We start from the raw sequence: 13,918 nt of genomic DNA on the forward strand, positions 1-13,918 counted from the left end.
GGATCAGGCCTCGTCCTTTGGCATGAAGTCGCGATAGGCATGCCAAGTGGCCAGCGCAATCCAGGGGAAGGCGACTGCCAGCCCGATCCCGAAAGCGGCGATCCCGGCTCCGATAATGAAGGCGATCAGCCAGGCCCAGGTGACCATCACGAAGGGCTGTTTCAAGACCGCATTGAAGCTGGTCGCGAGCGCGGTGATGGCATCGACATCGCGATCGACCAGCAGCGGAAAGGCGATGACCGAAATGGCGAAGGACAGCGTGGCCAGCGCGCCGCCGAAGACGGTGCCGACGGCCAGCAGCGTAAGCCCGGCGCCATCCGTCAGCAGGAAGTTGAGGAAGGCGCCCGGTTCCAGCGGCGCGAACGGCGCGAGGACGACCAGCAGGATTTGCGCGACGCGCATCCAGATCATCAAGAGCAGGCCGAGCAGGATGCTCAGAAAGCCGATCTGCGCAATGCGCTGGGGAAAGCGGGAAATGATGACGCGAAACCGGGGTGTCTCGCCTTTTTCGAACGCCCGGCTGACCTGGTAGATGCCTACGGCGAGCGCCGGGCCGACCAGCGCAAACCCGCTGAGTGCGACCGGGATGGTCGAACTCATTCCCACCGCCACCAGGCCGAGAATGACCAGAGCGCCAAGCGCAACGAAAATGCCGCCATAGGCGAGGCAGACACCGGGCGCCCGGCGGAAATCATTCCAGCCGGCGCGCAACCATTGCCAAGGCGCATCGCGTCTAACGGTCCGAAGTGGCATCATCGTGCTTTCCCCCATGCATCTTGGCGTACCGATTGAAGTCGGCTTTGCGGCATTACGCCACACTTTTTTTGTGGCTTTCCAGCTTTCTTGACAGTGGCCCGGGCCCCAGCCTCGTGGCAAGGAGCGGTCATGACGGACGCAACTCTCGTACAACTCAGCATCGTCGGCGGTTTTCTCGCCGGTTTCGCATCCAGCCTGCATTGCGTCGGGATGTGCGGCGGCATCGCGGCGAGCCTGACGATGACCCTGTCGCCATCGGCGGGCAAGGCGGACCGCATCCGCACGCTTCTGCTCGCGCAGCTGGGCCGTGTGGCGGCCTATATCGCGGCGGGAGCTGTGCTGGCGGCGCTGGGTTCGCAGGTCTATTTCGAGTTCGATCGCGCGGCGGCCCATCTCGTGCTGCGCTGGGCCGGGGCGCTGGTTCTGGTCTATATCGGCCTGTCGGTCGCAGGCTGGGCGCCATCGCTGGCCGGACTTGACCGGGCCGGTGCCGCTTTCCAGTCGTTCGTCTCAGCGCGGCTCGGCCACCGCCTGCATGCCGCCAGCCCGGTCCTCGCTGGCCTGGTCTGGGGGCTGCTTCCTTGCGGGATGGTCTATGCGACGCTGTTCTACGCGCTCTTGTCCGGGTCGGTAGTGTCCGGCGCCCTGATCATGCTGGGCTTTGGCCTTGGAACCCTGCCCGCCGTGACGGCTGCCGCGTTTGGCGTGACGCAATTCCTCGCGCTGGCGCGGACGCCGCGCCTGCGATGGGGCGTGGGGCTGGCCATCGTGGTTTTGGGCTTTGCCTCTGCCGCGGTGCCGTGGCGCACCATCGCGGCGCTGTGCGGCTTGCCGCTCGACTGAACAGCCGCGAGCCGTTCTGCAGCCCATCGGGGCGAGCGCCAGAAAACCTAATGTTTCGTAAGCTTTGTGGATGCGCTCGGCGTCGCGTTGGCCTATGGTTGCGCCGCTGTGACAGGGAGAGACAGTAATGGTGCAACGGTCCGCGATCTGGCTTGTCGGGATGCTCGCAATGGCTCTGGCCGCCTGTTCAGGGGGTTCGGACGAGGCCAGCAACGGGCCGACCTTCGAAACCCGCGATGCCTCCGCGCCTCGGGCCACGGAGCCGACCCCCGGCCAGTTCGGATTCCTGCGCTATGCCATTGATGTCGACGGCGACGCGCCAACCCTGTGCCTCGGCTTCACCCATCCGCTCGATCCTGAAGCGGACTACACCTCTTATGTATCGGTCACACCGGCGCGTCCCATCGCTCTCGATGCGGATGGCCAGACCCTGTGCGTCGGTGGTCTGGGCTTTGGAGAGGGACAATCGCTGACCCTGCGCGCCGGCCTGCCCGCCGCCAATGGCGATGGCCTGCTCGCAGACGAAACTGTCGATGTCGATTTCGGTGACCGGCCTGCTTATGTCGGGATTGCCGGCGACGGCGTGATCCTGCCGCGTCTCGATGCCGATGGCCTGGCGATCGAGACGGTCAATGTCGACAGTGTTGCGGTTACTCTTCACCGCATCAATGATCGCGCGCTCGCCTTTCGCTCGATCACGTCCGGCGCCAATGTCGCGGCCGGCGATTATTACTGGACCGGTCAGGAGGAGGATCCTGACGGGGTTGGGGAGACCATCTGGCGCGGCGAGATGGATACTGCCGGCCTGCTCAATACGCCGGTCAGTACGGTGTTCCCGATTGCCGAAGCAATCGGCACGCTGGAGCCGGGCGCCTATCACATCACCGTTGTCGATGCGGCCGAGGCCGAGGACGACTACCGTACGCCTGCCCGGGCGACCCGCTGGCTGGTGATCACCGATCTGGCCCTGACGGCCTATCGCGGCACTGACGGTGTCGACTTCATGGTCCGCTCGCTGCAGACCGCCCGCCCGGTTGCCGGGGTCCGGGTCGAACTGGTGGCGCGATCGAACGAGGTCCTCGCCAGTGCCACCACCGATTCCAGCGGGCGGGCCCGGTTTGACGGCCCGCTGACCCGCGGCGAGGGTGCCATGGCTCCGCGCATGCTGACGGCCTACGGGCCGGACAATGACTTCGCGATTCTCGATTTCCAGCGCAATCCGGTCGACCTGTCCGGCCTTGACACTTCCGGGCGTCAGCGTCCGGACGGGGCAGACGGGTTCGTCTATCTCGACCGCGGCATTTATCGGCCCGGCGAGGCCGTTCAGGTCAGCGCCCTGATGCGCGATGCCGAAGCGCGCGCGATCAGCGATCGCCCGGTTGACCTGACTGTTTTCGGACCCAACGGGATCGAGGCTGCCAATATCCGCTTCCCCGCTGCCGAACAGGCCGGCGGCGTTTCCTGGACCTGGGATATCCCGCGCAATGCCGCCCGCGGCGAATGGCGCATTCTTGCCGAGATGGACGGATATGGCCGTGTCGGACAGGTCAGCTTCTCGGTCGAGGACTTTGTGCCGCAACGCGTGGCGCTGACGCTCGATGCCGACGACGCGACGCCTGTCCGTGCCGGCGAAGCGCGCGATGTCGAGGCCAATGTCCGCTTCCTCTATGGCGCCCCGGGCGCTGGACTCGTTGTTGAGGGGCGGGTGCGCGTCGAGGTCGATCCCAGCCCGTTCGACGAGCGCGCCGATTTCCGGTTCGGTCGCAGCGACGAGCCCTTCCGCGAATTCACGCAGGACCTGCCTGACACGGTGGCCGACGGGGCGGGCCGCGCCGTGCAGACGATCGATCTGGGCGAATCCGGCCGTGATGCGACGCAGCCGCTGCGTCTGCGCGCCGTGATCGCGGCCATCGAGCCGGGCGGTCGTCCGGTTGCTGATGATGTGCGCATTCCCTATCGCCCGGCCGATCTCTATCTCGGCCTGCGTCCCCAATTCGACGGTCGCGCCGAACGCAATCGCGAAACCGCGATCGACGTCATTGCCCTCGATCCGGCAGGCGAAGCACTGGCCGTGCCACTCGACTGGCAGCTGGTCCGGATCGACTGGCAGTATGACTGGTACCGGGTCGATGGTGGTCGCTGGCAATGGCGTCGCACGCGCGAGATCATTCCGATCGAACAAGGCGTGGTCACGACGCCGGCAGACGGGCCGGCCTCGATCGATATCCGTGCCCTGGACTGGGGCAGCTACCGCCTCGTCGTGACCGATGCGGCGAGCGGGCAGACCGCGTCAACCGATTTCTGGGTCGGCTGGGGTTCGACTGCCGAGTCCGGCAGCGAAGCGCCCGACCGGGTCGCGCTGTCGACGCCTGACACGCCGACCGCGGTGGGCGACCAGGTCACGCTCAGCCTCCTGCCGCCTTATGCCGGCGAGGCCGAGATTGTGATCGCCAGCGACCATGTGATCGAGACCCGCTCGATCACCATCCCGCCGGAAGGCGCCGAGCTGAGCTTCCGCGTCACCGAAGAATGGGGGGCCGGGGCCTATGCGATGGTCTCGCTGTTCACCCCGCGTCACCCGGTGGACCAGCCGGCGCCGCGCCGCGCCGTGGGCGTTGCCTATCTGCCCGTCGATATGGGCGGTCGGACCTTCGAACTCGCATTCGACGTGCCCGAGCGCATCCATCCCCGCCAGACGCTGGACCTGGGTCTGACGCTCGACGGTCCCGTGCGCGAAGGCGCCTTTGTGACGGTGGCGGCTATCGATGAGGGCATTCTCGCCCTGACCCGTTTTGCCTCGCCCGATCCGGTCAGCTGGTTCTTTGGCCAGGCCGCCCTCGATGTGGCGCTGTACGACGATTATGGCCGCCTGCTCGATCCCAACCAGGGCGCAGCGGCGGCCGTGCGCTCCGGGGGCGACCAGATTGGGGGGGCCGGTCTGACCGTGGTGCCGACGCGCACCGTGGCGCTGTTCTCCGGCCCGGTCTCTGTCGATCGCAATGGCCGCACGACGGTCAGCCTGGACATCCCCGATTTCAATGGTGAATTGCGACTGATGGCCGTCGCCTGGAGCCCATCGGCAGTTGGCGGGCTCTCGCAGCCCCTGACCGTCAGGGACGATGTTCCGGCCGAACTCGTCCTGCCGCGTTTCCTGGCTCCCGGCGACGTGTCCACCGCGACCTTGACCATCGACAATGTCGATGGCGTCGCTGGCGAGTATCTGACCACCGTCTCGGCCACCGGCGCCGTGTCGGCTTCGGCTGATGACAGCCTGCGCCTGGAACAGGGCGAACGGGCCGATCGCCGCTACCCGCTGACCGGCGAAGATGCCGGCATCGGGTCGGTCGGGCTGGACGTGGCCGGTCCCGACAGCTTCGCGGTTTCGCGCGGCTATCCCATCGAAGTGCGCTCGGCCTGGCTGCCCTCGTCCACGGTGACGCGCGGCCGCCTTCTGCCCGGAGAGCGCTGGACCCTGGGTTCCGAAGCGCTGGCTGCGTATCTGCCGGGCAATTCAGCCGTCACGCTGAGCTTTTCGCCGACCCCGCTCGACGAGGCCGCCCTGTTGCGCTCGCTGTCGCGCTACCCCTATGGCTGTACCGAGCAGATCACCAGCCGGGCGATGCCGCTCCTGATGGCCGCACCGCTGTCGGGCGCCGCCGGGCTGGATGATATCGATGGCAGCCGGGCGATTATCCAGGAAGCCGTTGCGACCTTGCTCAACCGCCAGGCCAATGATGGTTCCATCGGGCTCTGGCAGATCGGCGACCGTCAGAGCCGTCCCTGGATCGGCGCCTATGCCGTCGATTTCCTGGCGCGCGCCAAAGAGGCCGGTTTCACCGTCCCGGATACCGCGCTCGATCGCGCCTATGCGGTCCTTGAACATGTTGCGGCGCAGGAGAACTGGCGCGCCAGCGGCTACAATACGAGCATCTATTCCTGGCGTGGCCAGACCGACACCGCGGAGCGCCTGTCGGATCGCAGCGCGGCCTATGCGCTTTACGTGCTGGCCCGCGGCGGACGTGTCGATCGCTCGCGCCTGCGTTACATGCATGATGAAAGGCTCGACCGGATCGACAGCCCGCTGGCCCTGGCCCAGCTCGGCGCCGCCTTGCACCTGATCGGTGACCGGGCGCGATCCCGCAGTGCCCTTGATGCCGCCGAGGCCGCGCTTGGATACGAAAACCCGGGCGACTGGTACCAGAGTGCCCGCCGCGATCTCGCCGGTGTGGTCGCCTATGCCGCCGAAACCGGTGACGCCGAGCGGATTGCCCGCCTGGCAGAACGTGTTGTCGCCGAGCTGCCCGAACCGTCGCGCCTGACGACGCAGGAGAAGGCTTTCTTGCTGTTTGCCGCGCAGGGCTTGTCCGGCGGCGCGGACGCGGTCGTGATCGAGGGGCCGGTCGAGGCCGATGATCCAGCCCGCCCGGTCTTCCGGCTGACGCCTGACATGATCGGGACGCCGCTTGAGTTCTCGGCGGCCGGTGCGGGGCCGGTCTGGGTCACCCAGCTGGCCCATGGTGAAAGCCGCGCAGCCCCCGGCGCAGCCGCCGAAGGGATTTCGGTCCAAAAGCGCGTGCTTGCGCTCGACGGCTCGGCCGTGGACCTGGAACGCCTGGTCCAGGGCGACCGCCTGATGATTGACATCACGGTCTCGCCGCATGAACAGCGTCTGATCCCCGCGATCCTTGTCGATCTCCTGCCGCCGGGTTTTGAAATCGAGACGGAACTCAATCCGTCCGATGCCGGCGCCCGGGGACCCTATCGCTGGCTGGGCGAGATTTATTCACCCGCGATGAGCGAGACGCGGGATGACCGCTACGCAGCGGCAATGGATCTTACCAACCGGCGCCCGCGCCGCCTGGCCTATATCGTCCGGGCCGTGACGCCGGGTGAGTACACCCTGCCCGGCGCCGTGGTCGAGGACATGTATCGCAGCGATGTCTATGCCCGGTCGGAGACGCGTCGCATCGTGATTGTGCCGCGCGACTGACCATGTTCGGACTGGGGCGGGCATACTGGATCATCCTGGCACCGCTGGTCGCCCTGGTCGGCCTGCTGGCGCTGGACCGTGCCCTGCCGCCGCCCCTGCCGGAACCGGGTGAGGTGTCGGCCGTCGTCCGCGATCGCAATGGCGAGGTCCTGCGTGCCTTCCCGGTTGATGGAGGGCGCTGGCGGCTGGCCGCCGATCTCGATCAGCTCGATCCGGATTTCATCACCGCCCTGTTGGCCTATGAGGATGAGCGCTTCTTTGATCATTGGGGGGTCGACCTTCCCGCCCTGGTCCGCGCCAGTCGCGACAGCCTGGCGGCGGGCCGGATCGTGTCCGGCGGGTCGACCATCACCATGCAGCTGGCCCGTCTCATCGAGCCGCGCGAGCGGACGTTCGGCGCCAAGCTGATCCAGATGGCTCGTGCGGTGCAGCTGGAATTGCGGCTCAGCAAGGCCGAGATTCTCGAGCTCTATCTCACCCTGGCGCCCTATGGCGGCAATCTGGAAGGGGTGAGGGCGGCCAGCTGGGCCTATTTCGGTCGTGAGCCGAATGATCTGACGATCGACCAGATCGCGATGCTGATTGCACTGCCGCAATCGCCTGAAGCGCGTCGGCCCGACCGTCGGCCGGCGGCAGCCATTCTGGCCCGCGGCCGGGTGCTGGACCGCCTCGCTTCGGTCGGCCTGGCCCGGGTGGGTGCGTCAATCGACGCCGCTGGTGATCCGGCGCCATCCCGTCGCGCCTTTCCCGCCGACGCCTGGCATGCAGCCGATGCGCTGCGGACAGCCCGTCCGGATGCTGTCGACCAGGTGTCGACGATCGAGCGTCCGCTCCAGCTCATGCTGCAGGACCGTCTCGCTGCGGAACTGCCGGGGACGGGCGAGGACGTCCAGTTCGCCGCCATCATCATCGAGACCGAAAGCCGGGCCGTGCGCGCCCTGGCCGGATCTGCGAGCCGGACCCGGCCCGGTGGCTGGATCGATCTCACCGACCGGCCGCGCTCGCCGGGATCGACCCTGAAACCCTTCATCTATGGCATGGCGTTTGACGACGGAATTGCCGCGCCCGGCACGCGCATCGAAGATCTGCCGCGCCGTTTCTCCGGCTACCAGCCCGATAATTTCGACCGGCGCTTTCGCGGCGATGTCACGATTGCCGAGGCCCTGCAACATTCGCTCAATATTCCTGCGGTGACGACGCTGGACGGCGTCGGCGCCCGCCGCTTCAACGCCGCGCTCGGCTTTGCCGGTGCCTCTCCCTTGCGGCCACGCCAGGCAGGACAGGACAGCGGGCTGGCCGTTGCCCTGGGCGGGGCCGGGCTGACCGTCCGGCAGGTCGCGACGCTGTATGCCGCCCTCGGCGATGGCGGGGAGGCGCGACCGCTGGTCTGGCTCGAGGATGACATGGCGGGCCCGGACCAGCCGCGCGGCAGCTTCCGGATCCTGTCGGCGGAGTCTGCCGGTGAAATCCTGGACGTGCTGCGCCGGGCGCCGCATCCGGGCGGCCGCATGCCGGCCCTTCTGGCCCGGGGTGCGCCGGATATCGCCTTCAAGACCGGCACGTCCTACGGCTTCCGCGATGCCTGGGCTGCCGGTGTGGCCGGGCGCTACACGATTGTGGTCTGGTCGGGCCGGGCCGATGGAGCGCCGCGCGACGGCGTGACCGGTCGGGAGGCAGCCTTGCCGGTCCTGTTCCGGATCGCCGACGGCGTCAGTCAGCTGCGTCCGGATGCGCATATGGGCGTCGAGGACGAGGCCGGAGCACTGCCCGAGTCCTTGCCGGCCACCCTTGCGGATTTTCGTGCGGACACCGCGCCGCACATCCTTTTTCCCCCGGATGGTGCCGAAGTGTGGTCCGATCGGACCGGTCGCGGATTCATCCTAGCGGCCCAGGCGCCGGGACCTGTTCGATGGTATGCGGACGGCCGTGCCGTCGATCTCAATGCCCTGGGAGAACCGGTTTGGGTTCCGCCCGGGCCGGGCTTTTATTCGGTCAGCGCCGTCGACGAATTCGGCCGCGCAAGCCGGGTCAGCGTCCGGGTCCGTGGTGGCGCCGGACAGGCCCGGTGAGGGCGTGATCGTGCACGCGCTTGTGATTGATGTGTGTCCGGACAATCCTTGGTGCATCGCCTAGTCTGGCCGGATCAGGAGGCCGAACCCGCATGCTGACATCGTTGATCGTTTCCCTGGTCCTCAGTCTCGGCCTCATGGGTGAGGGCGAAGAGATGGTGGTCGGGCAAATCACCGATCATGACGCGAGCCTGATCGGCCCGCCCGGTCACGATTTCTACGGTGTGAAGATCGCGGTGCGGCGCCATCACCCTTGCCAGGTGCGTGCCTTCTTTCATGGTGCCCCGCCGCGGGCCGCGCAGTTCTGCGCCGGGCGGGTCACAAGCCGGCACATTGCCGAGGCAGCGACAGGCGTGCTCGATCCAGGTGACCGCGTGAACGGTGTCTCCGCCTGCTTTACCGAAGACGAACAGGTGGGCGCGATCCGTCTCTACAGGTTTTCAGGCGAGGCCGTGACAGCGCGCGCCGGCGCGTGTGTGACGGAATACCGGACGGTTTGGTGTCAGCGCGGTTGGACCGTACAGGGGCTGCAGCTCTATTTTGACGGCCCCTCGGGCGGGCGAAGCCATGCCAGTCTTGTCGGCATGCGCCCGCTGTGTGTCGATTCCACCTGAAGCCCTCTCTTGCCTAAGCCGGTCGCACACGTGAAGCTCTGCCCCGTACATGGGGAGAGACTTGATCATGCTGCGTTTCCTGATTCCGGTTTTCCTGGCGGTGGGAGCCGCCTGTTTCGCGTCGCCGGCCATGGCTCAATCCGATGGCGGCTCACGCTGGGCCATCGTCGTTCATGGCGGCGCCGGTGTGATTGAACGCGGCGCCATGACGCCGGAACGCGAGGCGGAATATCGCGGCGCGATGGCCGCCGCGCTGGCCCGTGGCGAGGCCGTCCTCGACAGCGATGGCAGTGCACTGGATGCGATCGAGGCCGTCATTCACGGGCTGGAAGACGATCCGATGTTCAATTCCGGTCGGGGCGCCGTGTTCACGGCGGCCGGGCGCAATGAACTGGATGCCTCCATCATGGACGGGGCGACGCTCAATGCCGGCGCTGTCGCCGGCGTGACCCAGGTCCGCCATCCGATTTCGCTCGCCCGCGCTGTGATGGACAATTCGCGCCACGTGATGCTGCAGGGTGAGGGGGCGGAGACCTTCGCCCGCGAGCAGGGGCTGGAAATCGTGCCGGCAGCCTGGTTCTTCACGGAACGTCGCTGGGCCGCCATGGAAAGATCGCTAGGTGCAATGGGTCTTGCAATCCCGCCGCGCCCGGACGGCGTGCCCGCTCCGGCCGAGGTGGATCATGGCGAGCTTGAACGCGATGCCCGCGAACACCGTTTCGGGACCGTCGGCGTGGTGGCGCTCGACCGGGCCGGCAATATCGCGGCGGGGACCTCAACCGGCGGGACAACGGCCAAACGTTGGGGCCGGGTCGGCGACAGCCCGATCATCGGCGCCGGCACTTATGCCAACAATGCCAGCTGCGGCGTTTCCGCGACCGGGACCGGTGAGTATTTCATCCGGTTGACGGTCGCCAGCCGTATTTGTGCACTGGTTGAACTGCAGGGATTGAGCCTGCAGGCGGCAGCGGACCAGGTCATCCAGGACGAGCTGACGGCGATGGAAGGCGATGGCGGGATTGTCGCGCTGACCCCGGGCGGCGAAATCGCCTGGAGCTTCAACACGCCCGGCATGTATCGCGCCCGCCAGAACGAGGGCGGCGACGCCGTGGTCGCGATCTATGGCGACGAGGATTAAAGCCTCGTCTGCCGCTGCAGGACGGGCCGACCCCGCAGGTCGGCGACATTCGGGGCCATGGCGACTAGAGAATGGAGGGTTCGCCGCGGCTGAAATAGGCCGCGTCGGCCTTCATTTGTGAAATGATGTGGTCGAAGGCGGCCCGGACCCGGGCGCTCTTGCGGACGGTTTCGTGCGCGACAACCCAAAGATCCAGCGAACTCTCGAAATCAGGCAGGATGCGTTCCAGCACCTCGCTGCTGCGGGCGAGGCGGTGAGAGGTCACACCGACCCCGAAACCCGCCTCCAGCCCTTTGACATGGCTGGCCGGGCTGTTCGACTTGAAGGAGACATGTCGTGGCAGGACCGGCGCGCCGGCTGCAGTCGCGGGCCAGCCGAAATAGTCACCGATCGACCAGCCGACACCGGCGTGATCGGCGAGGTCTTCCACGGTTTCCGGACGCCCATGCGTGTCGAGATAGGTGCGTGAGGCATACAGGCCGGCACCCACCGTGGCGCCGCGGCGACCGACCAGGCTCTGTTGCGTGCCCGGCCCGTTCCAGCGAAGCGCGATATCGGCCTCGCGATCCGCAAGATTGGCCGAGTTGTTCTTGATGGCAATGTCGATTCCGATACCCGGATTGGCGACCTGGAAACTAACCAGGGCGCGCGGCAGCCAGTCGGCGCCCAGACCCTCCGACGCGGAGACCACGACAAGACCGGCCAGTGACTGGTCCTGCGCCATCGCCGCACGCTCAATCGCCGAGGCCTCATCGCGCATGCGAGCCGCATGGGCTGTCACCTTCTGACCCAGCGGGGTCAGCCGGGTCTGTCCCTGTTCGCGCTCGAACAGGGGTTCACCGAAGCGGGATTCCAGCGCCTGAAGTCGGCGCGTTACCGTGGGTTGACTGACCCCGAGCTCATGCGCTGCGGCGGTCAGGCTGCCGGCCTCGGATACAGCGAGGCAGACGAGATAATCAGACCAGTCATCCATACGATTATGTATTCCGATGATGATGATATCGTCAATTCCATTCGCGGAACTTCGTTCTAAATATAAACAGTGTTCACCGCATCGCTCGTATCGGAGGCAATGATCGTGCGTTCAATCCTGCTCGCTGCAACCCTCGCTGTTGCAGTTTCTCCCATGTCATTTGCGCAATCCTGCGAAGCCGCACCGGAACTCGCCGGTCACCGGACCGCGAATGGCGCGGTTCGGGCCCAGTACAACGCGGTCGAGCGCGGTGAATGGGCTGATGCCGTGCATATTGGCGAAGGTGTCGTCGAAACCGGCCTTTCGTCGCGCAACAAGATCGCGGCCTATTCGAACCTGTGCGCCGGTTATGCCGGCTCCGGTGAATTCGAAGCGGCCGTCTCGGCCTGCAATTCGGCGCTCGCGTTGAATGACGCTGCCTGGCGCGCGCTCAACAATCGCGGGGCAGCACATTGGCTGGCCGGCAATCATGACTCTGCGGCCGCGGATTTCCGGGCTGCCGAAGCGGCCTCGCCCGGCGAGGACGAAGTGATGGCGAATCTCGCACTTGTCACGTGCATGACAGCAAGCTGATCCTCCCAGACTGGTTTGTAAGCTGCACAGACTGGCGGCCGGGGCGTGTTGTGCTCCGGCCGCTTTTTTAGGCGCGGAGGTGCGGGCCAGCGCGGCTGCTGTCGCAGGCTTCTAAATGGTTTCGCTTGCAACTAGAACGGCGGTATCGATGTGAGTATCGGGGTCTGGCCCGGTCGACGCAGGGGACACGCCATGACGATCCTCCCGCCCAAACCATTGCTGGACGGCTATCGTGATTTTCGCCGCGAGGCGTACAAGACGCAGCGCAGCCACTATGCCGAGCTCGCCAAGGGCCAGAACCCGCACACGCTGATCATTGCCTGCTCGGACAGTCGTGTGGATCCGGCGGTCGTCTTCAGTGCCCGCCCTGGCGACCTCTTCGTGGTCCGCAATGTCGCCAATCTGGTGCCGCCGCGCGATGATGACGGTGGGCGCCACGGTGTCTCCGCCGCAATCGAGTTTGCGGTCAGCGCGTTGGGTGTCGAGCATATCGTGGTGATGGGGCACGGGCAGTGCGGCGGCGTGGCCGCCAGCGTCGCCGGCCTCGACACACTGTCCTTCAAGTATTTGGGACCCTGGCTCGAACCGCTCGAGCCGGCCCGCGCCGAAGTCCATGCGGTCCATGCCGACGCCGATACCGAACAATTGTGCGATGCGCTCGAACTCAATTCCATTCGCCACTCGATCGAGCGGCTGCATCAATTCCCCTTCGTCGAGCAGGCCATCGCCACGCGCGGGCTGCAATTGCACGGCGCGCGCTTCTCGATTCATGACGGGATACTGGAATGGATGGGGGCAGACGGCGAATTCCATCCGGTTTAGCCTGAACCGGTCGGAACAGTCGTCAGGCTCGCCATAACGCGCTGATCAACCGGTCGGGAACGGACCGGAACCACTTACAAGCAACAGGGAAAACCGGATGAAACTCGCAACACTCAAATCAGATAGCCGCGATGGACGCCTCGTCGTGGTGTCCCGGGACCTCGCCTGGTGTGCCGACGCGCATCAGGTTGCCCCGACCTTGCAGGCGGCGCTCGATGACTGGGAGCGCTGCGAGCCAGCCTTGCGTTCGCTGTCCGACGAGCTTGAGCGCGAGACCATCCCGCGCGAGCGCTTCCACGAGCGCGAAGCCCTGTCACCGCTGCCGCGTGCCTATCAGTGGGCGGACGGATCGGCCTACGTCAATCACGTCGAACTGGTCCGCAAGGCCCGCAATGCCGAGATGCCGGCCACCTTCTGGACCGATCCACTGATGTATCAGGGCGGGTCCGATGCCTTCCTCGCGCCGCGCGCGGACATCCCGCTGGGCGATACGGCCTGGGGCTGTGACATGGAAGGCGAGATTGCCGTCATCACCGGCGACGCGCCGGCCGGCTGTTCGGTCGATGACGCTGCGAAAACGATCCGGCTGGTCATGCTGGTCAATGACGTGTCCTTGCGCGGGCTGATTCCCGGTGAGCTTGCCAAGGGATTCGGTTTCTTCCAGTCCAAGCCGCCGACCGCCTTCTCACCGGTCGCCGTGACGCCGGACGAGCTGGGCGAGGCCTGGGACGGCAGGAAGCTGCACCTGCCACTGCTGGTGAAATATAATGGCGAGCTCTTCGGCAAGGCCGAGTGCGGCATCGACATGACCTTCGATTTCGGCCAGCTGATCGCCCACCTCGCCAAGACACGTCCGGTCACCGCCGGCACGATCGTCGGCTCGGGCACAGTGTCCAACAAGCTCGATGACGGTCCGGGCAAGCCGATCGGCGAGGGCGGTGTCGGCTATTCCTGCATCGCGGAAATCCGCATGATCGAAACCATCAATGACGGCGCGCCCAAGACGCCCTTCATGCAGTATGGCGATACGGTGCGCATCGAGATGAGGGACAAGGACAACAAGTCGATCTTCGGCGCGATCGAACAGGAAGTGGTCAAGGCCTGACCGTCAGGCTGAATGAACGGCTTCCATACCGCATC

General features: G+C 66.3%; 10 protein-coding genes. 8 read left to right on the forward strand and 2 right to left on the reverse strand.

Translation table 11 applies throughout. The features are described 5' to 3' along the window. Positions 1-3: 3 nt before the first annotated feature. A complete protein-coding gene (locus QZZ02_RS11625; RefSeq protein WP_291844637.1) occupies positions 4-756 on the reverse strand; it encodes a DUF2189 domain-containing protein in 753 nt (250 codons plus the stop codon). 129 nt (positions 757-885) lie between these two features. Between QZZ02_RS11625 and QZZ02_RS11630 the strand changes: the two genes are divergently transcribed. The 5 genes from QZZ02_RS11630 to QZZ02_RS11650 all read left to right on the forward strand — a co-directional run bounded on the left by QZZ02_RS11630 (position 886) and on the right by QZZ02_RS11650 (position 10,410). Further along, complete coding sequence (locus QZZ02_RS11630; RefSeq protein WP_291844639.1) at positions 886-1,599, forward strand: sulfite exporter TauE/SafE family protein; 714 nt, start codon at positions 886-888, stop codon at positions 1,597-1,599. 127 nt (positions 1,600-1,726) lie between these two features. After that, positions 1,727-6,589 (forward strand): alpha-2-macroglobulin, encoded by a 4,863-nt coding sequence (locus QZZ02_RS11635; protein WP_291844640.1) that lies wholly within the window; start codon positions 1,727-1,729, stop codon positions 6,587-6,589. Between the two features lie 2 nt (positions 6,590-6,591). Then, complete coding sequence (pbpC, locus tag QZZ02_RS11640; RefSeq protein WP_291844642.1) at positions 6,592-8,658, forward strand: penicillin-binding protein 1C; 2,067 nt, start codon at positions 6,592-6,594, stop codon at positions 8,656-8,658. Between the two features lie 92 nt (positions 8,659-8,750). Next, a complete protein-coding gene (locus QZZ02_RS11645) occupies positions 8,751-9,272 on the forward strand; it encodes a hypothetical protein (RefSeq protein ID WP_291844643.1) in 522 nt (173 codons plus the stop codon). 67 nt (positions 9,273-9,339) lie between these two features. Continuing rightward, a complete protein-coding gene (locus tag QZZ02_RS11650; RefSeq protein ID WP_291844644.1) occupies positions 9,340-10,410 on the forward strand; it encodes an isoaspartyl peptidase/L-asparaginase in 1,071 nt (356 codons plus the stop codon). Between the two features lie 64 nt (positions 10,411-10,474). Here QZZ02_RS11650 and QZZ02_RS11655 read toward each other — a convergent pair whose 3' ends face one another. Beyond that, positions 10,475-11,383, reverse strand: a complete 909-nt coding sequence (locus QZZ02_RS11655) for a LysR family transcriptional regulator (RefSeq protein ID WP_291844645.1) — start codon at positions 11,381-11,383, stop codon at positions 10,475-10,477. 153 nt (positions 11,384-11,536) lie between these two features. Here QZZ02_RS11655 and QZZ02_RS11660 point away from each other — a divergent pair, with 153 nt between their 5' ends. The 3 genes from QZZ02_RS11660 to QZZ02_RS11670 all read left to right on the forward strand — a co-directional run bounded on the left by QZZ02_RS11660 (position 11,537) and on the right by QZZ02_RS11670 (position 13,883). Next, positions 11,537-11,956: a hypothetical protein gene (locus QZZ02_RS11660; RefSeq protein ID WP_291844646.1), complete on the forward strand. Its 420-nt coding sequence runs from the start codon at positions 11,537-11,539 to the stop codon at positions 11,954-11,956. A gap of 192 nt (positions 11,957-12,148) precedes the next feature. After that, positions 12,149-12,778: a carbonic anhydrase gene (locus tag QZZ02_RS11665; RefSeq protein WP_291844647.1), complete on the forward strand. Its 630-nt coding sequence runs from the start codon at positions 12,149-12,151 to the stop codon at positions 12,776-12,778. 97 nt (positions 12,779-12,875) lie between these two features. Next, positions 12,876-13,883 (forward strand): fumarylacetoacetate hydrolase family protein, encoded by a 1,008-nt coding sequence (locus QZZ02_RS11670; protein WP_291844649.1) that lies wholly within the window; start codon positions 12,876-12,878, stop codon positions 13,881-13,883. The last annotated feature ends 35 nt before the right edge of the window (positions 13,884-13,918 follow it).

This window comes from Maricaulis sp., assembly GCF_015665295.1.
Classification (GTDB): domain Bacteria; phylum Pseudomonadota; class Alphaproteobacteria; order Caulobacterales; family Maricaulaceae; genus Maricaulis.

Coding starts and splice junctions, on each gene's coding strand:
- QZZ02_RS11670 (WP_291844649.1), top strand. CDS start 12,876: ATGAAACTCGCAACACTCAAATCAGATAGCCGCGATGGACGCCTCGTC.
- pbpC (WP_291844642.1), top strand. CDS start 6,592: ATGTTCGGACTGGGGCGGGCATACTGGATCATCCTGGCACCGCTGGTC.
- QZZ02_RS11665 (WP_291844647.1), top strand. CDS start 12,149: ATGACGATCCTCCCGCCCAAACCATTGCTGGACGGCTATCGTGATTTT.
- QZZ02_RS11645 (WP_291844643.1), top strand. CDS start 8,751: ATGCTGACATCGTTGATCGTTTCCCTGGTCCTCAGTCTCGGCCTCATG.
- QZZ02_RS11630 (WP_291844639.1), top strand. CDS start 886: ATGACGGACGCAACTCTCGTACAACTCAGCATCGTCGGCGGTTTTCTC.
- QZZ02_RS11660 (WP_291844646.1), top strand. CDS start 11,537: ATGTCATTTGCGCAATCCTGCGAAGCCGCACCGGAACTCGCCGGTCAC.
- QZZ02_RS11625 (WP_291844637.1), bottom strand. CDS start 756: ATGATGCCACTTCGGACCGTTAGACGCGATGCGCCTTGGCAATGGTTG.
- QZZ02_RS11655 (WP_291844645.1), bottom strand. CDS start 11,383: ATGGATGACTGGTCTGATTATCTCGTCTGCCTCGCTGTATCCGAGGCC.
- QZZ02_RS11650 (WP_291844644.1), top strand. CDS start 9,340: ATGCTGCGTTTCCTGATTCCGGTTTTCCTGGCGGTGGGAGCCGCCTGT.
- QZZ02_RS11635 (WP_291844640.1), top strand. CDS start 1,727: ATGGTGCAACGGTCCGCGATCTGGCTTGTCGGGATGCTCGCAATGGCT.